Source organism: Paenibacillus harenae, assembly GCF_030812415.1.
GTDB lineage: Bacteria > Bacillota > Bacilli > Paenibacillales > Paenibacillaceae > Pristimantibacillus > Pristimantibacillus harenae_A.
Map to the genome: position 1 here is coordinate 1 of NZ_JAUSST010000005.1, position 23,389 is coordinate 23,389.

The following is a 23,389-nucleotide window of genomic DNA, read 5'->3' on the forward strand; positions in this document are numbered from 1 at the left end:
GGAATAACTCCGCTCGACTTGCATGTATTAGGCACGCCGCCAGCGTTCGTCCTGAGCCAGGATCAAACTCTCCATAATGGTGTTTGACTTGCTCAAAAACATTTTATTGCTTTAGTAATGAAGCCGAAGCTTCATAACTGGCAGTTTCGCTCGTTGTTCAGTTTTCAAAGAACAATCATTTGTCTTTCGTGTCGGCCGTATGTTTCAGCGGCGACTTAGATAATATATCACAGACGCCTATAGCATTGCAAGTACTTTTTTGAATTAAATTCGTTTTTTATTGCAAACGAATATCTACCTATACATTTTTGTTCATTACCCTTTATTTTATTCATCTAACGTAACAAATAAAAACGAGCCTAACACTGCAGTTAATGAGATGTAAACATCCAACATCCATTAGCAGCAGCAAGGCCCGTATGTTTTGATTCTTTATTTTGATTCTTTATTTCAGTACTTCCTTAATATGAAGCTGCCGTTCGACAGTCAGGTTAACAATGACGCCGCCAATCGACACCCACGGTCTCGTCGGATGCTTGGCATCCGAGAATACAATTTCGCCGATCCGCCCATCGCTAAGCTTCACGACTGTGCCATTATGAAATTGCGTCACCTTATTCACAAAGACCGTCACATAAGCCGGGTCAAGCTTGCCGAATGCATCCTCCTGGATTTGCTCCAACACGAGGTAAGGTGATGCTGCCTTTCGGTAGGCTTTGTTAAGCGTCATTGCATGGAAGATGTCCGCTATACTGACTATTTTGGCATAGGGATGAATTTTAGTCGAATCAATGCCTAGGGGATATCCCGACCCGTCCACCTTCTCATGATGCTGTAAAGCGGCCAGCTTAGCGCCTTCATTAAGTGCTGCGACGTTTTTGAGCAACTGATAGCCTAGTACCGTATGGCGCTTCATCTCTTCCTTTTCTTCGCCCGTTAGCGGGTTAGGCTTGGTCAAGATCTCCTTATCGATACGAATGTTGCCAATATCGTGAAGCAAGCCCCCAAGTGCGATCTGCATCCAATCCTTCTGCGGGAAACCCGTCCACTGCGCAATCAGGTATGAAGTCATAGCCGACGTAATGCTATTATGAAGCAAATAATCACGCTCGTTGAATTGACGAGGCATGAAGGTTAATATTTTGTAGCTTTGAACATGCAGCAGAAGCTTCTCGAGCTGAGACCGTATATCCATGATGGGTAAGCCTTCACCCGTTACATACGATTCAAACACTTTTCTCAATAACGTCAGCAGCTTCTCATACTCATTCTGAAGGGGAGAAGACTCTGCCTGTTCCGTTCGCTCCGCTCGAGGCTCTTCTTGCACTTCCTCTTTCGCCTTCGACGTGACCGTTCCGTTATCTACAGCAACCGACGTTACGAGAAATGCCTGCAAAATCTCAAGTTCCTTCGGCGTAATGATTTTGCCCTTCTGGAACAAAACTCCGCCTAGCGGGGTGAGGACATCTTCTCCGATTTTATCTCCCAGCTTTAACTGGGATACATTTACCGCTGCCATCCATTGTCCCCTCCCCAATGCTTATACTGCATTTGCATGTTATAACCATTTATTCTACTGGTGTCTCGCCGATCTCGTCTTCGCCTTCTTCAAGCGCATCACTCTCTTCGCTGCGAGCGACACGCGTTACGGTTGCCACCGTATCGTCATCGCGCGTATTAATAAGCTTGACGCCCTGCGTATTACGGCCCATCGTCGAGATGCCTTCCATGCTCGTACGGATCAGCGTTCCAAGAGCTGTCATAATCATAAGATCCTCATCGTTCTCAACGACTTTGAGCGATACGATCGGTCCGTTCTTATCGGTTACGTTAAGCGTCTTGATGCCTTTGCCGCCACGGTTCTGACTCCGATAATCGCCAACAGGCGTACGCTTGCCATAACCTTTCGAGGTTACGATCAGTATATCCTTCTCTGGAACGATTACGTCCATATCGATAACGGTATCGTCATCATCGATCTGAATCCCTTTCACGCCCGTTGCGGAACGTCCCATCGAACGGACATCCTGCTCGGAGAAGCGAATGGACATCCCTTGGGCTGTACCCATGATGATCTCCTGATTGCCGTCAGTCAGCTTCACGCCGATCAAATCATCATCCTCGCGAAGCGAGATCGCGATCAAGCCAACGCGGCGGATGTTAATGTAATCGTCGAGCGGCGTTTTCTTAACGACACCCTGTCTAGTGGCGAAGAACAGATAACGATCCGGATCGAAATCTTGAACAGGGATAACGGCGTTAACCGTCTCGCCTTGTTCGATCTGTATCAAGTTAATAATCGGCGTTCCGCGAGCAGTACGGCTGAGATCCGGAATTTCATAAGCCTTAAGCTTATAAACCTTTCCTTTGTTCGTGAAGAACAGCAAGTAATGATGCGTGTTCGAGACGAACAGATGCTCAACGAAGTCATGTTCCTTCGTATCCATGCCGACTACGCCCTTGCCGCCGCGCTTCTGACTGCGATAAGTCGTTACAGGCAGACGTTTAATATAGCCTGTATGGGTAATCGAGATAATGACATCCTCGCGAGGAATTAGGTCCTCGTCCAATATTTCATCATCGCTTGCCGTAATCTCGGTGCGGCGCTCATCGCCGAATCGTTCCTTCACCTCTGCAAGCTCCGTGCTAATAATGTCAAGTACGAGCTGTTCATCGGCAAGAATCGCTTTGAACTCTGCAATCTTGCGCAGCAGCTCCGCGTATTCCGCTTCGATCTTCTCGCGTTCCAAGCCTGTCAGACGCTGCAAACGCATGTCCAGAATTGCTTGTGCTTGCTCTAAGCTAAGAGCGAAGCGCGAGATCAATCCTTCGCGAGCTTCGTCAGTCGTGCGCGAGCTGCGGATCAAGGCAATAACTTCGTCAAGATGGTCCAGCGCAATGCGCAATCCTTCCAAAATATGTGCGCGTGCCTCAGCCTTCTTCAGTTCGAATTCCGTACGACGACGAATGACCTCGATCTGATGCTGGAGGTAGTGATAGAGCATTTCGCGTATATTAAGGGTGCGCGGTTCTCCATTAACGAGCGCCAGCATATTGATACCGAAGTTCGTCTGCAATTGCGTCTGCTTGTATAGATTGTTCAGTACGACGCTTGGATTAACATCGCGGCGCAATTCGATTACTACACGCATGCCGTTACGATCTGACTCGTCGCGAAGATCGGTAATGCCCTCGATCTTCTTCTCGCGGACAAGCTCGGCGATCTTCTCTACAAGTCGCGCTTTAATGACTTGATACGGAAGCTCATGCACGATAATGCGTGCCTTGTTGCCATTTTCTTCAATCGTAGCCCGAGCGCGCATCGTTACCGAGCCGCGGCCCGTCAGATAAGCCTGGCGAATGCCTTGGTAGCCCATCACGAATCCTGCTGTCGGGAAGTCCGGGCCCTTAATATATTCCATCAACTCGACTGGCGTAATATCCGGATTGCGAATCAATGCTTGCACGCCATCGATGACCTCATTCAAGTTATGAGGCGGGATGTTCGTAGCCATGCCAACAGCAATACCGGTAACGCCGTTAACGAGAAGGTTAGGGTAACGAGCAGGCAATACGACAGGCTCTTTCTCTTCACCGTCATAGTTAGGCGCGAAATCAATCGTTTCTTTGTTAATGTCACGCAGCAGCTCCATCGCAATCTTAGACAGTCTTGCCTCGGTATAACGCATCGCTGCCGCAAAATCGCCGTCAATCGAACCGAAGTTGCCGTGTCCGTCAACGAGCATATAACGCATGGAGAAATCTTGTGCCATCCTTACCATCGACTCATATACGGCAGAATCGCCGTGTGGATGATACTTGCCGATAACTTCGCCTACGATTCTGGCCGATTTCTTATGCGGCTTATCCGGGGACATGCCAAGTTCCGACATCGCGTACAAAATACGGCGATGCACCGGCTTCAATCCGTCCCTTACATCGGGAAGCGCACGGCTAACGATGATGCTCATCGCATAATCCATGAATGAATCCCGCATCTCCGTACCGATATCCCGATCCTTGACTGATAATCGTTGTTCTTCCGCCATGATTTACCTCCCTGACGTCATCTATAGCTAGTCCTAATCAACATAACCATTATATTACTTTCACAAATAGAGGGCTGCTAAACCCTATTGGCGCAAATAGAGGGCTAATACCTAGCAGGCTAATGCCATGGATTGAATCCGTCCTCTTAGCGAGCACGAAAATTCCATTCTATTTATTCGGAAAATAGGTGAATTGCCGCTCTCCAGATGCTAAAAACCGCCATAAAATAAACAGACCCAAACTTCATTATACCACTCATTCCAAAGTCTGTCTCCTGCCTCATTGGAAACGGAGAAGCGAATTTACAATCGTCCAACTTCCTCTCCATCGCGTGGAGATCATCGATATCATCTTGTAACAAAATAACCGATTCTGTGAAAGGAGATGCGGACGTTGACCATTCAGCGCGTTAACAGCAAATGGGCCAAAACGCTCGTCTTGCTCAAATCCGACTACTTGCGCCAATATATCCCGCTTACGAAGCTGTTCAGCCGCGAAACCGTCTTCCAAATGCTTAACGAATACGGCATGATCTATGTAAAGCCGATTAACGGCACGTTCGGCAAAGGCGTCATTCGCGTCGAACGGACGATTGCCTCGAACCGCAGCTATAAGTACCAGCAAGGCACGGACATCCATTACTACGCAAGTTTCGGTGATCTCTACAACATGCTGCTGCGCCAGAAGAAGAACCGTAAATACATTGTGCAAAAGGGCATTCATCTGCTCCGTCACCAAAAACGACGCTTCGATATTCGTGTCATGGTTCAAAAAAACTTACACGGCGAGTGGGAAGCGACGGGCATTATCGGACGTCTCGCCCATCCAGCCAAAATCGTTACCAATTATCATAGCGGAGGGACTCCGCTCCCTATCGATACGCTAATGTCCGACCATGCCAGCTCGCATGAATTAGCCATCTACAAAAATAGACTTCAGAAGCTAAGCATTACGATAGCCAGCCAGTTAGCCGCCGCCTACCCGAATTTGAAGGAAATCGGCGTCGATATCGCCATAGACCATAAGCTCCATCCTTGGATTCTGGAGGTCAATACGAGGCCCGATCTTCAAATCTTCCGCAAGCTCTCCGACCAGAACGTGTTTCATAAAATGTACCGCTATGCAATTGCCTATGGTCGCTATAAACGCTAAATAAAAGAAATAAGCAGCCTCCTCGCGGATGGCTGCTTATTCTAAATGCCTGCCAGTCAAATCCGGAATACCAGAAATGCTAGAAGTCTAAGTTCTTCACGTATTTTGCATATTTCTGGATGAAGTCGCGGCGCGGTTCTACATTATCGCCCATCAGGGTATCGAAAACAATATCCGCTTCCATCGCGTCGTCGATCGTTACCTGAAGCATCGTACGGCTCTCGGGATCCATCGTCGTCTCCCAAAGCTGGGTAGCGTTCATCTCTCCCAAACCTTTATAACGCTGGACGTTAACCTTTACGCCTTCACCGAATTCGGCGATGATTTGATCGCGTTCCTTCTCGGTTTGCGCGTAACGAATGACTTTATTCCGCTCAACCTTGAACAGCGGCGGCTGCGCGATGTAGATATAGCCGGCCTCGATAATCTCACGCATATAGCGATAGAAGAACGTCAGCATCAGCGTACGAATATGTGCGCCGTCGACATCGGCGTCGGTCATAATAATGATTTTGTGATAACGAGCTTTCGTCAAATCGAAGTCATCGCTAATCCCCGTACCGAGCGCCGTAATAATAGCCCGAATCTCGGCATTGCCGAGAATCCGATCGAGACGCGCCTTCTCCACGTTCAGGATCTTGCCGCGCAGCGGCAGGATAGCCTGGAAGTGGCGATCTCGGCCTTGCTTAGCGGATCCGCCGGCGGAGTCGCCTTCGACGATGTACAGTTCGCTGATCGAAGCGTCCTTGGATGAACAGTCGGCTAGCTTGCCCGGCAGGGAGCCAACCTCGAGTGCGCTCTTACGACGAGTAAGCTCACGGGCTTTGCGCGCTGCTTCACGCGCACGCGCTGCTTGCAGCCCTTTCTCGACAATCTTGCGCGACACGGAGGGGTTCTCTTCAAGGAACTCTTGCAGCTTCTCGGCGAAGAAAGACTCAACGATACCGCGAACTTCACTGTTGCCAAGCTTCGTCTTTGTCTGTCCTTCGAATTGCGGCTCCGGAATTTTTACCGAAATAATCGCAGTCAGGCCTTCCCGTACGTCATCGCCCGAGAAGTTCGAGTCATTGTCCTTGATCAAGTTCGTCTTTCGCGCGTAATCGTTAATAATACGAGTCAAAGCGCTCTTAAAGCCGGATTCATGCGTGCCGCCCTCATGCGTGTTGATGTTATTGGCGAACGAATAAATATTTTCAGCGTAGCTGTCGTTGTACTGCAGTGCCACTTCAACCTGTATATAATCCTTCGAGCCCTCCACGTAAATCGGTTTCTCGTGAAGCACCTCGCGGTTGCGGTTCAAATATTCAACAAACTCGATAATGCCGCCGTCATTCTTGAACGTATTGGATACGCCCGTACGCTCGTCGGTCAATACGATTTGAATGCCTTTGTTCAAGAAAGCCAGCTCGCGAATACGCGACTGCAGTATCTCGTAATCATAGACGGTCGTCTCCGTGAAGATCTCCGGATCCGGTGTGAACGTCACCTTCGTACCCGTCTCTTCCGTCTCCCCGACGATCTTGACGTCATATTGCGGAGCTCCCTTGCGGTACTCCTGCTGATACACATTGCCGTGAAGTTTAACTTGAACGACTACGAGCTCTGATAATGCATTTACGACCGATACGCCTACGCCGTGCAAGCCGCCGGATACTTTATAGCCTTCGCCGCCAAACTTGCCGCCCGCATGCAATACAGTCATAACAACTTCGAGCGTCGATTTCTTCAGCTTTGCGTTCTCCCCGACGGGAATACCGCGGCCGTTATCTATAACGGTGATGCTATTATTCTCGTGAACGATAACTTCGATTCTGTCACAGTAGCCTGCAAGCGCCTCATCGATACTATTATCGACAACTTCCCAGACAAGATGATGAAGACCTTTGCTGCTTGTAGAGCCAATATACATCCCCGGACGTTTGCGTACTGCCTCTAAGCCCTCCAGGACCTGTATCTGACTCTCGTCATACGTATGTTGTTCCAAAGACATGCAAATTCACTGCTCCTCTCAACTGCTCTTCCTGATCGCCTTACCCGTTCGCCGCAAAATGATGTGCTCGTTTCTTCAACGTAGAGGATGATATAGGCGAATAATAAATTTTCTGCTTCGTCACGACGATTGACTTCGGATCTTCCTCGCCAATCGTTTCGACATCCTTCCGTTTGCGTGCTCCCGCAACGAATTGCTTGGACAACTTGGAGGATTGCTCGATCGAAATATCAAAAATGGCTACCAGTTCCGCAGCCCGGATAATTTTCTCGCCGCCCAAATGGATATACATAACGTCCACCTCTCCTCTAATAGCGCCTTATCTCGTCACTCGGCCCTCTTGCACATGGTAGATGCCGGCATCTTGAAGCTTGGATACATTCACGCTTTCAAGTCCGGTCGTCGTTATAAACGTTTGCACTTTACTCTGAAACGTTTCGATGAGCTGCGTCTGCCGATTTTGGTCGAGCTCGGATAAGACGTCATCCAGAAGCAATAGCGGATATTCACCGATCTCCTCGTTAATGAGCTCGATCTCTGCCAATTTTAAAGATAAGGCCGTCGTTCGCTGCTGTCCTTGCGAGCCATAGGTTTGCGCTTCCTTGCCGTTAATGAAAAACGTCAAATCGTCGCGATGCGGCCCCGCCAAAGTCACGCCTCTGCGAATCTCCTGATCTTTCACCTGTGTTAACTTTATCATAAATTGATCAAATAAAACAGATTCATCTTGCAGCGCGTCGGTATCGAAGGAGGGGCAATATTCGATCGTGAGCTGCTCTGCGCCGCCTGTAATGCCTGAATGGATTTGCTCGGCGAACACTTGCAATTTATGTATAAAGTGTTTCCTTTTTTTCATTATTTTAACACCATGCTCCGCAAGCTGCATATTCCATACATCAAGCATCGTCTGATTAACGCTGCCAGGGCCTGCCGTCTTCAAGTAGTTATTGCGCTGCTGAAGCACTTTGCCGTATTGCTGAAGCGTATGCAAATAACCGGGCTGCACTTGTCCGATTTCCATGTCCAGAAACCGTCTTCGTACCCCCGGCGTACCTTTTACAATTTCAAGATCTTCAGGCGCGAACATAACGACATTCACCGAACCGATGAAGTCGCTTAGCTTGCGCTGCTCCAGCCCGTTGATCCTTGCTTTCTTTCCCTGCTGCGAGAAAGCGAGATCGAGCTTCACCGAGCCGTAGCGCTTGTCCACCTCGCAGCTTAGGCGAGCGGAATCGGCTTCCCAGCCGATCAGCTCCTTGTCCTTCGACGTGCGATGCGATTTGGACAGCGCCAATACGAATATCGCTTCCAGCAAATTCGTCTTGCCTTGGGCGTTAGGCCCGAGAAATATATTTACTTTATTCGGCGTTTGCAGGTCAAGCTGACCGTAATTGCGATAATTTTGCAGTTGTATGCTCGTTAGAAACACGCTTCGCCCTCCCGGTCCGTTGATGCATTAGCTTCTAACAACCGTGAAGACGCCGCATCCTTCCACTTCTACGCGATCGCCGGCATAAAGTTTCCTGCCGCGTCTATTGTCGGCTTCGCCATTAATGTGAACGGCCGTTTCCTGCAGGAAAAACTTCGCTTGTCCACCTGTGGATATACAATCCGCCAGCTTCAGAAACTGTCCAAGCGCGATATATTCGGTCTGAATGGAGATTTCCTTCACCCTAATGTCTCATTCCCTTCTTCGAAATGGTTTCTCTTCTAGCCGGTCGTACGATACGGCAAAATCACGTACATGCTGTACTCATGGTCAAGCGGACGAATAATGATCGGGCTCATCGCGCCCGTGAAGCCGATGAACAATTGCTCGCTGTCGATAACTTTCAGAACATCAAGCATATATTTGGAGTTGAATGCGATCCGCAGCGGCTCGCCATTGAATTGCTTCGCCTCAAGCTGCTCCGTTACGCGGCCGAGCTCGGTTGAGCTGGACGATATTTCGATGCTGCCATCCTCAAGGGTCATCAAACGAACGATGTTCGTTTTTTCTTCCCGGGACATCAAGTAGGCTCGGTCAATCGCGTCCATCACATTTTTTGTATCCAGAACGAGTTCTGTTTTGAATACATGCGGAATAATTTTAGAAGTGTCGGGATATGTCCCGTCCAATATACGCGAATAGAACAGCACGTTGCCAATCTTGAACAGCACTTGATTGTCGGCGACAACGATATCGACGAGCGTATTCTGCTCGGGAACCAGCTTCGACAGCTCAATAAGCGTTTTGGCAGAAATAACGATATTGCTGAATCGGTATTCCGGATTGGTATCGACTTTTGCTGTACGGCTTGCGAGACGATGGCGGTCGGTTGCGACGAACTTAAGCTCGCCCTCAAGCAAATTCCATAATACGCCCGTCAAAATCGGCGTTTGCTCGCTTGTCGATGCCGCAAGCACGGATTGGCGAATCATCGCTTTTAACAGATCGCCCGGCATTTGGAACACTTCGTTTTGTTCGATAGAAGGCAGTACCGGGAATTCTTCCGGATCAAGTCCGACCATTTGAATTTCGGTAGCGCCCGAACGGATGATCGTTTGGTAATGAGCGCTAACCTCGATACTGACTTGGTCCGAAGGAAGCTTCTTAACGATTTCCACAAAAAATTTGGCAGGCAGCACGACGTTGCCCGGTTTATCCACATGTGCAATAACGAATTGATCTCTTTCAACAGGTATGAAGCTTTGGATGGAAATATCGGTGTCGCTTGCTGTCAGCGTTACGCCTTGATGCGTAACTTCAATCTTGATACCGCCGAGAATCGGAATAGTCGGGCGCGAAGACGCTGCTTTGGCAACCTGTTGGATAGCGTCGTTCAATTCATTTTTTGAGATCGTTAATTTCATGGTTACACTCCTAGCGTTCATATAGATTGAGCGTTGCGAAAAATGCGTTTGACCTGTTTTCAAAAGGCGGCGTTAGCCGTCTATATTTGATGATGTTTATTAAAGATTTTTAGTAGACGTAGTAGTAGGGGCACTGAATATGTGGATAACCCTGCGGAAACCCGATAAAGCAAGCCTATCCACATGTGCATAGCGTGTGCATAGGCTTGCTTGGTTGTTCACATATGATTTTTGATCTTTTCGGCTAAATTCTGAATGATCTTCGTCAGGTCCTGATCTACCTTAAGCTGCTGCGTAATTTTCTCATGCGCATGGATGACCGTCGTATGATCGCGTCCGCCGAATGCTTCGCCAATCTTCGGCAAGGAGTAGTCGGTGAGCTCACGGGACAGGTACATCGCAATTTGGCGCGGATAGGCGATGGCTTTCGTCCGCTTACGGGCCTTGAATTCCTCCAGGCGCAGTCCATAAAACTCTCCGACCTTCTGCTGGATGTCCTGAATCGTTATCATTCGCGGCCGGCTCGACGGGATAATATCCTTAAGGGCCTCGGCTGCCAGATGAGACGTTATGTCGGCGTTGATTAAGGACGAATAGGCGACTACGCGGATAAGCGCCCCTTCAAGTTCCCGGATATTCGTATCGATCTGGTTAGCGATATAGACCATGGCTTCGTTCGGGATATCGAGATTTTCGGCTTTCGCCTTCTTGCGAAGAATGGCGATTCGGGTTTCCAAATCCGGCGGCTGAATGTCCGTAATAAGTCCCCATTCGAACCGTGAACGCAGCCTCTCCTCCAAGGTCGGAATTTCCTTAGGCGGACGGTCACTTGAGATGACGATCTGCTTTCTTTCCTCATGCAGCGCGTTGAAGGTATGGAAGAACTCCTCTTGCGTCTGCTCCTTGCCCGCAAGAAATTGAATATCGTCGACGAGCAGTACGTCGATATTGCGGTACTTCGTACGGAAGCTCTCGCCCCGGTTGTCACGAATGGCGTTAATGAACTCGTTCGTGAACTTCTCGGAAGATATATAGAGTACTTTCGTATTCGGGTTATGGTCCATGATGTAGTGGCCGATCGCATGCATTAAGTGCGTCTTGCCAAGGCCGACGCCACCGTATAGGAACAACGGATTGTAGGCCTTGGCCGGCGCTTCGGCGACGGCGAGCGATGCCGCATGGGCGAAGCGGTTGTTGGCTCCGATTACAAATGTATCAAACGTATATTTTGGGTTAAGCATATGGCTATGCGTTTCTTCTTGCGCAGCCGGCGCGTGTACGGCCTTCGGCGGAAACGAAATGATCGGTTCTGCGCTTCGCTGCTCCTCTATTGCGAATCGAACGTCCACCTGCCTGCCCAAAAATTCAAACAGTGTCATTCTTATGAGCTTGGTATAACGATTCTCCAGCCATTCGACAGCAAAGGTTGTCGGGGCGGTTACTTCAAGCATGGAATCATCGACAAAAGAAGCCTTCGTCGCTTTGAACCAGGTGTCAAAGCTCGGTTTGCTTAATTTGGTCTGGATGATTGACAACACTTGCTGCCATAAATCATAGGTATGGCTGTCCACAGACTGTCACTCCTTATTCAACTAGCCTTGGGTAGGCACGGTTAAGCGAAACGTTGTCGAAAATCAGGGATTTATAACGAAAGCATCCACATTATGACGTAGATGAAGAAACTGAGTTATAAATAGGGGATGATTTTGTTCACAATGTTATCCACAGGTTGTTGATAAATATGAGGCTTCTACGATGTAATCCACATCAAAAACATAATTATCATAGCAAAAGATCCCTTATATTTCAACGAGTTCGCTGATTTTATCCACATTCTCAACTGCTTGTGCATAGAAGTTATCTACAACACTACATATTGTTTATATCTTGTTAAGATTTCGACAAAGTTCGTAACCATCCGCAAAAAACTGTGCACATGTTATTAATTTTTTAGAATGTGTCTCAATTCATACGCTTATCCACAATAAAAAATGGATCGGGGTTATTCCTGTATTTTGCAACGGGGAGGCACATTGACTTTTGACCGCTGGCATGGTTTAATTAAAAAGGTGTTTTTTGATACAGAGAAGCAGTTATAACCGACACATGGATATATGTAATATAGGAGGTGCAGAACGATGAGACCTACATTTAAACCGAATGTAAGCAAACGCAGCAAAGTGCACGGCTTCCGCAAACGTATGAGCTCGAAAAACGGACGTAAAGTTTTGGCAGCGCGTCGTCAAAGAGGAAGAAAAGTACTGAGCGCATAAGCAGAAGACCACGTCCGGTGGTCTTCTTTTTTTTGTTTTTACGCTTGAAATATAGGAGAGGATAAGGTTTTCTCTTATACGAACCCTATATTTATCACGAAACCCTTAGCCCTCTATTAGGAGGACTGAGTCGTTTCGTCTTTGGCTATACTTATTAGATGAAGGAAAGAACGGTGGCCATAAGTCGTGCATAGAAAGTTGCGTTTGCGTAACCGCGGAGATTTCAGCCGGATCTATAGAGGCGGCAAATCTTTCGCCAACGGACAATTTGTCGTATATTGGTCTAAGCAACCGGACGCGGATCCATTCCGCCTCGGTGTTTCGGCGAGCAAAAAAATCGGAAATGCGGTCATGCGCAACCGGATGCGGCGAATGGTGAAGGAGATCGTGCGTCATCAGGCCGACCGGATAGCGCCGAAGACGGATCTTATTCTTATTGTCCGAAAACCGGCGACAGCCATGAAGATGAAGGAAATGGAGAAATCGGTGCTTCATGTACTTAAGAAAGCTGGACTTCTGAAGAGCGTAGGCATGCCGCCCGATAAGCGGAATCGAGGGCTTTAAGAAAGCGCATGCACCAGGATGCTGCTTGTTTCTTTGTCCCATAAATTATGGTATAGTCAAGATTGACAAGCCAAGCCAAAAATAGCTGTCGTCGTCCTTTATTCGGCATTGGCTCAGCGCATAACAAAATATAAGCATATAGTTGAAACCCTTTTGCGAGAAAATCAGTATAAGGGGAGTTGACTATTTGTTCTTGTATTCAAAATTTTGCTTCAAAATATAGGAAAGTATAAAAATCATTCGTTATACTATGCCTATATTTCACCGCGAAACGCTGCTTAGCCGCCTGGCTTAAGCCGTTTACGCTTGGGCAATGGCTCTTAGAGAGGAGTTTTCATGTTGTTTCGGAATTCAAAACGCAAATGGCTTCTAGTGCTGGGGCTCGTCCTGGTAATGGGCGTGCTTGCAGGCTGCGGAGCTCCCGCGGACAATAAGATGGTAACGGAAGACCTTCTTGAAGGAAACTTCTGGGAAAGAAACGTTGTATATTACTTTGCACTGACGCTTGATCAGTTCGCCGAATGGTTTGGCGGTCATTACGGATTTGCCATTCTGCTTCTCACGATCATCGTGCGTACATTAATTTTGCCGCTGACGCTTAAGCAATATCGCAGTTCGAAGGCGATGCAGGCGATCCAGCCGCAGATGGCCGAGATCAAGAAGAAGTATAAGGACAACCCGCAAAAGCAACAAGAAGAGACGATGAAGCTGTTCCAGACCCACCAGGTCAATCCGATGGCGGGCTGCTTGCCCTTAATCGTTCAAATGCCGGTGTTCATCGCCTTGTACAATTCCATTTATTACAATAGTGCTATTGGCGAGGATAAGTTTTTGTGGTTCCAGTTGGGCACTAGCGCAAACGAAGGCGGATGGACGTATTATCTGCTTCCATTGCTCGCTGCAGCAACGACATTCGTTCAGTCGAAGATGATGCAGAAGCAACAAACGCAGACGATGCCGGGCATGGGCATGATGCTTACGATCTTCCCTGTATTAATCTTCGTTATGGCGATCAACTTCCCGTCGGCGCTTCCGCTGTACTGGGTATATAGCAATATCTATACAATCGTTCAAAACTACTTCCTGTACGTACGTTCATCTGACAAGGGTAAGGGGGCCCTCGCGAAATGAAGAAAATCGTTGCATCAGGAAAGACGATAGACGATGCTGTGCGTAATGGTTTGACACAATTGCAAGTGACTGAAGACCGCGTGAAGAAGGTTGTGCTTGAACAGCCCACCAAAGGGTTGTTCGGATTGTTTGGCGCAAAGGAAGCGAAAGTTGAGCTTGAATGGATTCCGGATGCGACGGAAGAAGCTGAGAAGTTTCTTTTGGAGGTTGCCGGAACGATGGGGCTGCAAGTGAGCATCGATCGCAAGCAAACGAGAGAAGGTACGAGGCTGGCCGTTGCGGGCAGCGGAGACCTTGGTATGCTGATTGGGCGTCGCGGACAAACGTTGGATGCGTTACAGTACTTGGTTAATATTGTGGCTAATCGTTATTCGGATAGTCATCTTCGGATCGTCCTTGATGCAGAGGATTTTCGCGAGCGCCGGCGCAAGACGCTGGAGGAATTGTCGGAGCGCCTTGCGGGCAGAGTCATTCGGACCAAGAAGGAAGTTGTCCTTGAGCCGATGTCGCCGCATGAACGCAAAGTCATTCATTCGCAATTGCAGAACCATCCACGGGTGAAGACCTATAGCAAGGGCGACGAGCCGAATCGGAGAGTCGTTATTTCGCTTAGGTAATTAAGGAGTGCAGGCAACAAATAGATAAGCGATACGGTATGCAGCAATGGCTCTTTATGGTCATTGCTGTTTTTCCATTTGAGAGGTGCTGACTGAGCAGTGATACATGATACGATTGCGGCTATCTCGACGGCAGTCGGAGAGGGCGGCATTGCGATAATACGAATAAGCGGGCCGGATGCGATAAGCGGAACGGCACGCATTTTTCAGTCCAAAACAAGTTTGAACGAAGCGCAGTCGCATACCGTGAACTATGGTCATATTATTGATCCGACTACGGGCGAGCAGGTGGAAGAGGTGCTCGTGACCGTTATGCGAGGACCTCGTTCCTTTACGGCGGAGGATGTTGTGGAGATCAATGCCCATGGCGGTGTTGTGGCGGTAAAGCAGGTGCTTGACGTTGTGCTGCAGCAAGAGGGTTTCCGGACGGCCGAGCCGGGCGAGTTCACGAAGCGGGCGTTCCTGAATGGACGCATCGATCTGATGCAGGCGGAAGCGGTAATCGATCTGATCCGCTCGAAGTCGGACCGTGCTTTCTCGGTAGCGAGGAAGCAGGCCGAAGGTGCGTTGTCGAAGCAGATTAAGGCGCTAAGGCAGACCGTGATTGAGCTTCTCGCGCATATTGAAGTCAATATCGATTACCCCGAGCATGACGTTGAGGATTTAACGAGCGCTTATATCCGGGAGCAGTGCGGCTCAGCGATCGAGGCGATCGGAAAGTTGTTAAAAACGGCAAACGAAGGCAAAATATTGCGAGAAGGCATTTTAACGGCTATCGTCGGACGACCGAATGTCGGGAAGTCTTCGCTTATGAACGTGCTGACGCAAGAGAACAAGGCGATCGTGACCGACATTCCAGGCACGACTCGAGATGTCATCGAACAATTCGTGACATTGAACGGCATACCTCTTCGACTGCTCGATACGGCTGGCATTCGAGATACGGAGGATGTCGTGGAGAAGATCGGCGTCGAGCGCTCGCGTTCTGCGCTGGCGGAAGCGGAGCTGATCTTGCTCGTTCTTAATTATAATGAGCCCTTGCAGCCGGGCGATCGTGAATTGTTGGAGCAATTAGCTGGTCGTTCTGTCATTGTTATCCTGAATAAGACTGACTTGCCGCATCAATTAGAAATTGAGGTGGTGGAGCAGTTCGTTCCGGCCAACTCGATCGTACGAATGTCGATGCTCGAGGAACGTGGTCTCGACAGATTGGAGCAGGCTATAAGCGATATGTTCTTCGAAGGCCAGCTTGAATCGAATGATCTGACATATGTTAGCAATGTTCGGCATATTTCTTTGCTGAAGCGTGCGAATCAATCGCTTGTCGATGCCATCGAAGCGTCGAATATGGGAATTCCGATAGATGTTATACAAATCGATGTTCGTTCGGCCTGGGAGTCGCTTGGCGAAATTCTTGGCGATGAGGTGGGCGATTCGTTAATCGATCAAATCTTTTCACAGTTCTGTTTAGGGAAGTAGGGATGAATAATGGGTTATGCAGCTGGTGAATTTGACGTTATCGTTATTGGAGCGGGGCATGCGGGCTGCGAGGCGGCGCTTGCCTCGGCACGGATGGGTAGCAATACGCTGCTATTAACGATCAACTTGGATATGGTGGCGTTTATGCCATGCAATCCGTCTATTGGCGGACCTGCCAAAGGGCATGTCGTCCGTGAGATTGACGCATTAGGCGGCGAGATGGGACGCAATATCGATAAAACGTTTATCCAAATGCGGATGCTGAATACGGGCAAAGGGCCGGCTGTACACGCGCTTCGTGCACAAGCGGACAAATTTTCGTACCAGCATACGATGAAGAAGACGATCGAAGAGACCGATAATTTGACGCTCAGACAAGGGATGGCTGAGGAGCTTATCGTCGAAGACGGCAAGATCGTCGGTATTGTTACGAAGACAGGCGCAGAGTATCGTGCACGCGCCGTTATTGTAACGACAGGCACGTATCTGCGCGGCAAAATCATTATGGGCGAGCTTATGTATGAAAGCGGCCCGAACAATCAGCAGCCTTCGGTAAGGCTGTCTGCGAGCCTGAAGGAGCATGGCTTCGAGCTTGTCCGCTTCAAGACAGGTACGCCGCCGCGCGTTCATAAGGATACGATTGATTTCTCGAAGACGGAGATCCAACCAGGCGACGAATCGCCGAAGTTTTTCTCCCATGAGACGGAGTCGTCGGATAACGAGCAATTGCCTTGCTGGCTTACGTACACGTCCGAAGCGACGCACAAGATTATCAACGATAACTTGCACCGTGCCCCGATGTTCTCGGGTGCGATAGAGGGGACAGGACCGCGTTATTGCCCATCCATTGAAGATAAAATTGTCCGGTTTGCCGACAAACCGAAACATCAGATTTTCCTTGAGCCGGAAGGCAAGCATACATCCGAATACTATGTGCAAGGGTTATCCACAAGTATGCCTGAGGATGTACAGCTCGGTATTTTACGATCAATTCCAGGATTAGAAAATGTTGAGATGATGCGTAACGGTTATGCGATCGAATACGATGCGGTTGTGCCAACGCAGCTATGGCCGTCCCTGGAGACAAAGGTCGTTGACGGGTTATTCACAGCTGGACAAATCAACGGAACGTCTGGCTACGAGGAAGCAGCCGGACAAGGCATTATTGCAGGGATCAATGCGGCACGCAAGGTGCAAGGCAAAGAGCCGGTTGTTATTGACCGTTCGCAAGGTTATATCGGCGTTATGATCGATGATCTTGTCACGAAGGGAACGAATGATCCTTATCGATTGCTGACGTCTCGTGCCGAATATCGTCTTCTGCTCCGTCACGATAATGCCGATCTGCGTCTTACGCCGATTGGTTATGAGATCGGGCTTATATCGGAAGAGCGTTACGCCAAGTTCCTTCGTAAAAAAGAATTGGTTGAGATCGAGATTGAACGGTTGAAGACGACGAAGGTGAAGCCGGATGATGTGAACGATATGCTGACGGCCGCCGGTTCGGCGCCAATGACGAACGGTGCGGATGCGTTGTCGCTCTTAAGGCGTCCTGAAATTACGTATGCGATGGTAGAAACGGTTGTTCCTTCCCCGGAATTAGGATTGACGGACGAGATGAAGGAACAAGTCGAGATTCAAATTAAATATGCCGGTTATATTGAGAAGCAGCTGCTTCAAGTAGAGCGTCTTAATAAGATGGAGAAGAAGCGCATTCCGGACGATATCGAATATAGCGAAGTTCATGGGCTTGCCTCCGAGGCGAAGCAGAAGCTTGCTGTCATTCGCCCATTGTCTATTGGGCAAGCATCGCGGATCGCTGGCGTGACGCCGGCGGATATTTCCATCTTGCTTGTATATCTAGAGCATTATAACCGTGTAACAGCGGCGAGAGGATAGTTAAGGTTATGGATCAAACGTTGGAGTGGTTTACTGCGCGTATGGAGGAGAGCGGAATAACGCTCTCTCCACTACAGCTTGAGCAGTTCGGGACATACTTTCGGTTGCTGGTGGAATGGAACGAGAAGATGAATTTGACGGGCATAACGGAAAGGGACGCCGTATACGAAAAGCACTTTTACGATTCGGCGTCCCTTTCTTTTTTTGTAGATATGGACAAGGTCAAGAGGCTAGCCGATATAGGCTCGGGAGCGGGTTTTCCTAGCATACCTCTTAAAATTTGTTTCCCGCACCTGAAAGTGACGATCGTCGATTCGTTAAATAAACGAATTCAATTCCTTAAATTTCTTGTGGAGCAATTAGGCGTTGAAGACGTCGATTGCGTACATGGGCGTGCAGAAGATATTGCAAAGCTACCCGAGCATCGGGATGGTTATGATTTAGTCACAGCGCGTGCGGTTGCAAGATTAAATGTACTGAACGAGTTTTGTTTGCCTTTCGTCCGTAAAAACGGTCTTTTCGCTGCTATGAAAGGCTCGCAATCGGAGGAAGAGGTTCGTGAGGCGGCATTCAGCTTGCGTGAGCTTAGAGCGAAAATTAAAGCTCAGCATCAGCTGCAGCTTCCGAATGAACAATCCGAACGGCATATTGTCATCATCGAGAAGCTCGATGCAACGCCGCGAAAATATCCTAGAAAAGCAGGTACGCCACTTAAACAACCGCTTATCGGGTAAGATTGAACGTGGAATGTTTCACGTGGAACATTCCAATCATCGTATTTTTTTGATCAATATTGATCTGTCTTTAGATACCGTTACTCCTGTAATCGCTCAACATGAACTTTTAGAACATTTATATGGGTTAGAACGGTTGTCAAGCAGGAGATATCTCTCACGAAGTAGAATTAAAGTGTTAAGGATGCAATGAACGTGACAAGAACTTGATCGCCTTGCGTGCGATGGTTCTAAGCGCTTAACATCGCAATAGGAGGAGCACGCTTCACTTATTGTTCAATATAAGACTTTATGTGTTTGTATTTAAAATTAAGCTTATATTACTCTGCGAAATGCTGCTTCATGCCGTTTAAAAGGCAGAATCAGCCATTTACGCTTCGAGCAGATTTCTGCTCGGCGAACGATTAAGCAGGAGCAACCTATCTTGCTGTTAGGCGAGTTTATTGAAAAAACCTTCATTCTATCTCTCTTGCACGTAAATCAATCACTATCCTATTTAATAGGAAGGTTTCGTTGTTCCTCGCGCGTGTCATGTTATGTTAATAATTGGCCGGAGTGGTGGGACGCGCTTGAAGCCCTCTAGTATAACGTTTATAATTATACTTTGCAGGCTATCAATCTATGAAGCTATGTTCTCCTATCTGTGATTGGTTTGGAAATGCATAGATGTAAGATTGATTGGAAGGTTTATCTCATGATCGGGTGGTAATTATCGATATGAAAGAACAATTTTCTCGTTTATTCGGCTTATCCGAGCAGCGCAACGCGCAAGAAGAGATTCGGCAAATTCCAATTCAGGATATCGATGCGAGTCCATTCCAGCCACGTACGATCTTCGATGACGATCGTATTGATGAGCTATGCCAGACCATCAAGACGCATGGCGTTATTCAGCCGATTGTCGTTCGTATGCGTAATGGCAGATATGAGATTATTGCCGGAGAGCGCCGCTGGCGTGCCGTAACGAAGCTAGGGTATGATACGATTCCCGGCATTGTTCGAGAATTCAACGATTCCCAGACGGCTTCTATTGCTTTGATCGAGAATTTGCAGCGTGAGGGTCTTACGGCGATTGAAGAAGCTATTGCTTATCAGAAACTTATTGAACTGCATGAATTAACGCAAGAGAGCTTAGCGCAGCGGCTTGGCAAGAGCCAGTCGACAATTGCCAACAAGCTAAGGTTGTTAGCGCTAAGCGATACGATCAAGCAAGCGTTAGTGGAACGAAAAATTACGGAACGCCATGCACGCGCGCTTCTTTCCTTGGATACAGAAGAGCTGCAGCATAAAGTTTTGGACGAAATATTGACCAAAGATTTGAATGTGAAGCAAACCGAGATTCGTATTGCTTTCTTGAAAGAAGCGACGAAGCTGAAGAAAGCTAAACGTGTATCTTTTACGAAAGATGTTCGTCTTGCTTTGAACACGATTCGTCAATCGATTGAAATGGTGTCAGGATCAGGGCTGCAAATTAAGACTAACGAAAAGGATCATGATGATCATTACGAAATCGTTATCCAAATTCCAAAAAGATAGCAATGATTGTTAACTATATTCGATATAAAATGGTACATATGGCTGCCGGATGCATTTCCATCTGGTAGGAATAAATCATGCACGATGCCGCCCTCGCCGAGGGCGGCGATGCCATTTGTAGCCGTATTTTTTACAATGAAGAGGCACAAGGTTTTTGCTTGTGTATGGTGTATTATAATAGTTTTGCATAAGAGGTGAGACAGTTTTGTCCAAAATAATAGCTATTGCCAATCAGAAGGGCGGTGTCGGTAAGACGACTACGTCCGTTAATCTCGCGGCTTGTCTAGCTTCCTTGGGGAGAAGAGTGCTACTCGTTGATATAGATCCCCAAGGGAACACGACGAGCGGGCTTGGCATCAACAAGGCGGATGTGGCCAATTGTATTTATGATGTGCTTATTAATGAAGTGCATCCTAAGGATGCTATGGTGGAAACGGGTGTCCCCGGGTTGAAGATCATTCCAGCGACGATCCAACTGGCAGGGGCGGAGATTGAATTAGTTCCTACAATATCCCGGGAGCTGCGACTCAAGAAGTCGTTGCATATGGTTAAGGATGAATTCGACTATATTCTCATTGATTGCCCGCCATCGCTTGGTATATTAACGATCAACTCCTTAACAGCGGCTGATTCGGTCCTTATCCCCATCCAATGTGAATATTATGCCCTTGAAGGACTTAGCCAGCTGTTGAATACAGTAAGACTCGTTCAGAAACATCTAAATACGACGCTTCAGATTGAAGGCGTTCTACTTACGATGCTCGATGCAAGAACGAACCTCGGCATTCAAGTCATCGAAGAGGTTAAAAAATATTTTCAGCAAAAAGTTTATCAAACCATCATTCCGCGCAACGTGCGTCTGAGCGAAGCTCCTTCTCACGGGCAAGCGATTATCACCTACGACCCACGATCCAAAGGCGCGGAAGTTTATCTTGAACTCGCGAAGGAAGTGATAACGTATGAGCAAGCGGCTAGGTAGAGGATTAGACGCACTAATACCATCGCTATCGGTCAATGACGATGATAAAGTCATTGATGTGGCGTTAAACCAACTACGCCCCAACCCTTATCAGCCTCGCAAAACATTTGATGAGGATTCGATTCGGGAATTAGCTGAATCCATTAAGCAGCATGGCGTTATTCAGCCGATCATCGTTCGCACCGTATTAAAGGGTTATGAAATCATAGCGGGGGAGAGACGTTTCCGTGCATCTCAGCTATGTGGCAACACTACGGTCCCTGCGGTCGTAAGAAGCTTCTCCGATCAGCAAGTGATGGAGATTGCCCTTATCGAGAATCTCCAGCGCGAGGACTTGAATGCGATCGAGACAGCTATCGCTTATCAAGCATTGATGGACAAGTTCAAATTAACCCAAGAAGAGCTATCCATGAAGGTAGGCAAGTCTCGTTCTCATATTGCGAATTTCGTTCGATTGTTAAGTCTCCCTGCAGAAATCAAAGATAATGTTTCACGTGGAACAATATCGATGGGTCATGCGAGAGCGTTAGTCGGTATTAAGGACGAAGTGATTCAGAGAGAGTTCGCCGATCGCATCATGAAACAAGAGTGGACCGTGCGCGAGTTGGAAGAAGCGATACAGAAGCTTGATGCGAAGCAACCGGAAAATAAAACGAAATCTAGCCAAAAGAAACGCGATCCGTATATCGATCATTTGGAAGAGTCGCTAAGAGACCGTTTTAAGACGACAGTGAAGATTAAGCAGCAGAAGGATAAAGGTAAAATCGAGCTGCAGTACTATAGCAAGCAGGATTTGGAACGACTGTTAGAGCTGCTTCAATATATGGCATAACAAGTGAAACTATGGCATACCCGAGTTGTAATCTTCGATTTGAAAGATTAAACTAAGGTATGCCATTGTTGTGCCATAATATGATTTCGGGTACGTATTTTATATAAGGAAGTGATCGTAGTGGGGAATGGCGAACAGCCGCTCATTTATTTGGACCACGCAGCTACTTCGTGGCCTAAGCCTCCGGAAGTAACGGATGCCGTTGTACAGGCGATGCTTCATGATGCTGCCAATCCCGGGAGAGGCAGTCATGCGATGGCTGTCAGAGCAAGTCGCGTATTGTTCGATACACGTAAACAGCTAGCCAAACTGTTCAATATAAAAAATCCTAATGACATCGCCTTCGCATCCAATACGACGATGGCGCTTAATATGGCGATTAAAGGATGGGTTAAGCCGGGCGATCATGTGATTACGACATCCGTTGAACATAATTCGGTTAGAAGACCGCTATATTACTTGGAGCAAACGATTGGCATTCAAGTGACGTATGTAGAAGGGGACGAACAAGGGAACATTAATATGGATGATGTGGCCGGGGCGATTCAGTCCAATACAACGTTAGTGGTAGCTAATCACAGCTCGAATTTGCTCGGCACGATTACTCCCATTGAAAAGATCGCTGAGTTAACGAAGAGCAAAGGCATAAAGCTGCTGGTAGATGCAGCGCAAAGCGCAGGTATTCTGCCAGTAGACGTTAGAGGAATGGGTATTGACCTGCTGGCATTCCCAGGACATAAAGGCTTACTTGGTCCACAGGGCACAGGAGGCTTATATATCGATCCGGAGGTCGATCTAGTTCCATTGCTGCATGGCGGCACTGGAAGCCAATCTGAGGCGCGTGAGCAGCCTCAGGTAAGGCCTGATAAGTATGAGGCAGGCACACAGAACACGCCTGGCCTAGCTGGGCTTAGAGCAGGCGTGCAGTATGTGTTGAATGAGACCGTACAGAACATCCATAATAAAGAATGGACGCTTGCTCAGCGTATGATGGAGGGGCTGACCACAGTCCCAGGATTGAAGCTGTTAGGTCCGAAGCTGGGTGAGCAACGTACCGGAATCGTCGCTTTTGTCGTTGATGGAATTGACCCGTCCGAGCTGTCATTCATTCTCGATCAGCATTACCGTATTGCGGTAAGGGCTGGCTTTCACTGTACGCCGCTTGCGCATGCATGCGCGGGCACGTCGGCTACAGGTGCAGTTAGAGCCAGTGTTGGATTGTTCACGACAGAAGAAGAAGTTGATGTATTAACTAATGCGATGAGAGAGATAACGAAAAACTACGGCTTGTAAGAATTAA

20 protein-coding genes and 1 rRNA gene are annotated in these 23,389 nt (G+C 48.0%); 12 read left to right on the top strand and 9 right to left on the bottom strand.

The annotated features are described in order from the left end of the window. The 3 genes from J2T14_RS18080 to gyrA form a co-directional block, all read right to left on the bottom strand. Positions 1–78 (bottom strand): 16S ribosomal RNA (locus J2T14_RS18080); the annotation flags it as partial. 367 nt (positions 79–445) lie between these two features. Then, the gene (locus J2T14_RS18085; RefSeq protein WP_307472973.1) at positions 446–1,519 is read right to left on the bottom strand and encodes an HD-GYP domain-containing protein; all 1,074 of its coding nucleotides are present in this window, start codon (positions 1,517–1,519) and stop codon (positions 446–448) included. Positions 1,520–1,568: 49 nt separating this feature from the next. Next, a complete protein-coding gene (gene gyrA, locus J2T14_RS18090; RefSeq protein WP_307204175.1) occupies positions 1,569–4,049 on the bottom strand; it encodes a DNA gyrase subunit A in 2,481 nt (826 codons plus the stop codon). 385 nt (positions 4,050–4,434) lie between these two features. Between gyrA and J2T14_RS18095 the strand changes: the two genes are divergently transcribed. Further along, positions 4,435–5,202, top strand: a complete 768-nt coding sequence (locus J2T14_RS18095) for a YheC/YheD family protein (protein ID WP_307204177.1) — start codon at positions 4,435–4,437, stop codon at positions 5,200–5,202. 79 nt (positions 5,203–5,281) lie between these two features. Here the strand turns inward: J2T14_RS18095 and gyrB are convergent, their stop codons facing one another. The 6 genes from gyrB to dnaA all read right to left on the bottom strand — a co-directional run bounded on the left by gyrB (position 5,282) and on the right by dnaA (position 11,616). Then, positions 5,282–7,192 (bottom strand): DNA topoisomerase (ATP-hydrolyzing) subunit B, encoded by a 1,911-nt coding sequence (gyrB, locus tag J2T14_RS18100; RefSeq protein WP_307204179.1) that lies wholly within the window; start codon positions 7,190–7,192, stop codon positions 5,282–5,284. Positions 7,193–7,232: 40 nt separating this feature from the next. Continuing rightward, positions 7,233–7,484 carry an extracellular matrix regulator RemB gene (gene remB / locus J2T14_RS18105; RefSeq protein WP_056637846.1) on the bottom strand — a complete coding sequence of 84 codons (252 nt, stop codon included), beginning with the start codon at positions 7,482–7,484 and terminating at the stop codon, positions 7,233–7,235. A 27-nt stretch (positions 7,485–7,511) separates the two neighbouring features. Beyond that, positions 7,512–8,621 carry a DNA replication/repair protein RecF gene (recF, locus tag J2T14_RS18110; protein ID WP_307472976.1) on the bottom strand — a complete coding sequence of 370 codons (1,110 nt, stop codon included), beginning with the start codon at positions 8,619–8,621 and terminating at the stop codon, positions 7,512–7,514. Positions 8,622–8,648: 27 nt separating this feature from the next. After that, the gene (gene yaaA / locus J2T14_RS18115) at positions 8,649–8,864 is read right to left on the bottom strand and encodes a S4 domain-containing protein YaaA (protein ID WP_307204184.1); all 216 of its coding nucleotides are present in this window, start codon (positions 8,862–8,864) and stop codon (positions 8,649–8,651) included. A 38-nt stretch (positions 8,865–8,902) separates the two neighbouring features. Beyond that, entirely contained in the window at positions 8,903–10,045 is a 1,143-nt protein-coding gene (dnaN, locus tag J2T14_RS18120; protein WP_307472978.1) for a DNA polymerase III subunit beta, read from the bottom strand. 218 nt (positions 10,046–10,263) lie between these two features. Beyond that, positions 10,264–11,616 (bottom strand): chromosomal replication initiator protein DnaA, encoded by a 1,353-nt coding sequence (dnaA, locus tag J2T14_RS18125; protein WP_307204188.1) that lies wholly within the window; start codon positions 11,614–11,616, stop codon positions 10,264–10,266. 567 nt (positions 11,617–12,183) lie between these two features. Between dnaA and rpmH the strand changes: the two genes are divergently transcribed. From rpmH to J2T14_RS18180, 11 genes are all read left to right on the top strand, one after another. Then, a complete protein-coding gene (gene rpmH, locus J2T14_RS18130; RefSeq protein WP_307204190.1) occupies positions 12,184–12,318 on the top strand; it encodes a 50S ribosomal protein L34 in 135 nt (44 codons plus the stop codon). Positions 12,319–12,504: 186 nt separating this feature from the next. After that, positions 12,505–12,882: a ribonuclease P protein component gene (rnpA, locus tag J2T14_RS18135; protein WP_307472980.1), complete on the top strand. Its 378-nt coding sequence runs from the start codon at positions 12,505–12,507 to the stop codon at positions 12,880–12,882. Positions 12,883–13,218: 336 nt separating this feature from the next. After that, on the top strand, positions 13,219–14,013 hold the full coding sequence (locus J2T14_RS18140) for a YidC/Oxa1 family membrane protein insertase (protein WP_307204194.1): 795 nt from the start codon (positions 13,219–13,221) through the stop codon (positions 14,011–14,013). Beyond that, on the top strand, positions 14,010–14,630 hold the full coding sequence (gene jag / locus J2T14_RS18145; RefSeq protein WP_307204196.1) for an RNA-binding cell elongation regulator Jag/EloR: 621 nt from the start codon (positions 14,010–14,012) through the stop codon (positions 14,628–14,630). The genes J2T14_RS18140 and jag overlap by 4 nt, the downstream gene beginning before the upstream one ends. A 99-nt stretch (positions 14,631–14,729) precedes the next feature. After that, a complete protein-coding gene (mnmE, locus tag J2T14_RS18150) occupies positions 14,730–16,109 on the top strand; it encodes a tRNA uridine-5-carboxymethylaminomethyl(34) synthesis GTPase MnmE (RefSeq protein WP_307472982.1) in 1,380 nt (459 codons plus the stop codon). 9 nt (positions 16,110–16,118) lie between these two features. Continuing rightward, positions 16,119–18,008, top strand: a complete 1,890-nt coding sequence (gene mnmG, locus J2T14_RS18155; RefSeq protein ID WP_307472984.1) for a tRNA uridine-5-carboxymethylaminomethyl(34) synthesis enzyme MnmG — start codon at positions 16,119–16,121, stop codon at positions 18,006–18,008. Positions 18,009–18,016: 8 nt separating this feature from the next. Then, on the top strand, positions 18,017–18,742 hold the full coding sequence (gene rsmG, locus J2T14_RS18160; protein ID WP_373458171.1) for a 16S rRNA (guanine(527)-N(7))-methyltransferase RsmG: 726 nt from the start codon (positions 18,017–18,019) through the stop codon (positions 18,740–18,742). 717 nt (positions 18,743–19,459) lie between these two features. Beyond that, positions 19,460–20,278: a nucleoid occlusion protein gene (noc, locus tag J2T14_RS18165; protein ID WP_307472986.1), complete on the top strand. Its 819-nt coding sequence runs from the start codon at positions 19,460–19,462 to the stop codon at positions 20,276–20,278. 205 nt (positions 20,279–20,483) lie between these two features. Then, positions 20,484–21,257, top strand: a complete 774-nt coding sequence (locus J2T14_RS18170; protein WP_307204204.1) for a ParA family protein — start codon at positions 20,484–20,486, stop codon at positions 21,255–21,257. Next, on the top strand, positions 21,238–22,089 hold the full coding sequence (locus tag J2T14_RS18175) for a ParB/RepB/Spo0J family partition protein (protein WP_307472990.1): 852 nt from the start codon (positions 21,238–21,240) through the stop codon (positions 22,087–22,089). The genes J2T14_RS18170 and J2T14_RS18175 overlap by 20 nt, the downstream gene beginning before the upstream one ends. A gap of 120 nt (positions 22,090–22,209) precedes the next feature. Beyond that, a complete protein-coding gene (locus J2T14_RS18180; protein WP_307472992.1) occupies positions 22,210–23,382 on the top strand; it encodes an aminotransferase class V-fold PLP-dependent enzyme in 1,173 nt (390 codons plus the stop codon). The last annotated feature ends 7 nt before the right edge of the window (positions 23,383–23,389 follow it).

Bases quoted from the DNA above. Each gene is read 5' to 3' on its own strand.
- J2T14_RS18085 (WP_307472973.1), bottom strand. From the start codon at position 1,519: ATGGCAGCGGTAAATGTATCCCAGTTAAAGCTGGGAGATAAAATCGGA.
- gyrA (WP_307204175.1), bottom strand. From the start codon at position 4,049: ATGGCGGAAGAACAACGATTATCAGTCAAGGATCGGGATATCGGTACG.
- J2T14_RS18095 (WP_307204177.1), top strand. From the start codon at position 4,435: ATGCGGACGTTGACCATTCAGCGCGTTAACAGCAAATGGGCCAAAACG.
- gyrB (WP_307204179.1), bottom strand. From the start codon at position 7,192: ATGTCTTTGGAACAACATACGTATGACGAGAGTCAGATACAGGTCCTG.
- remB (WP_056637846.1), bottom strand. From the start codon at position 7,484: ATGTATATCCATTTGGGCGGCGAGAAAATTATCCGGGCTGCGGAACTG.
- dnaN (WP_307472978.1), bottom strand. From the start codon at position 10,045: ATGAAATTAACGATCTCAAAAAATGAATTGAACGACGCTATCCAACAG.
- rpmH (WP_307204190.1), top strand. From the start codon at position 12,184: ATGAGACCTACATTTAAACCGAATGTAAGCAAACGCAGCAAAGTGCAC.
- J2T14_RS18140 (WP_307204194.1), top strand. From the start codon at position 13,219: ATGTTGTTTCGGAATTCAAAACGCAAATGGCTTCTAGTGCTGGGGCTC.
- jag (WP_307204196.1), top strand. From the start codon at position 14,010: ATGAAGAAAATCGTTGCATCAGGAAAGACGATAGACGATGCTGTGCGT.
- mnmG (WP_307472984.1), top strand. From the start codon at position 16,119: ATGGGTTATGCAGCTGGTGAATTTGACGTTATCGTTATTGGAGCGGGG.
- rsmG (WP_373458171.1), top strand. From the start codon at position 18,017: ATGGATCAAACGTTGGAGTGGTTTACTGCGCGTATGGAGGAGAGCGGA.
- noc (WP_307472986.1), top strand. From the start codon at position 19,460: ATGAAAGAACAATTTTCTCGTTTATTCGGCTTATCCGAGCAGCGCAAC.
- J2T14_RS18175 (WP_307472990.1), top strand. From the start codon at position 21,238: ATGAGCAAGCGGCTAGGTAGAGGATTAGACGCACTAATACCATCGCTA.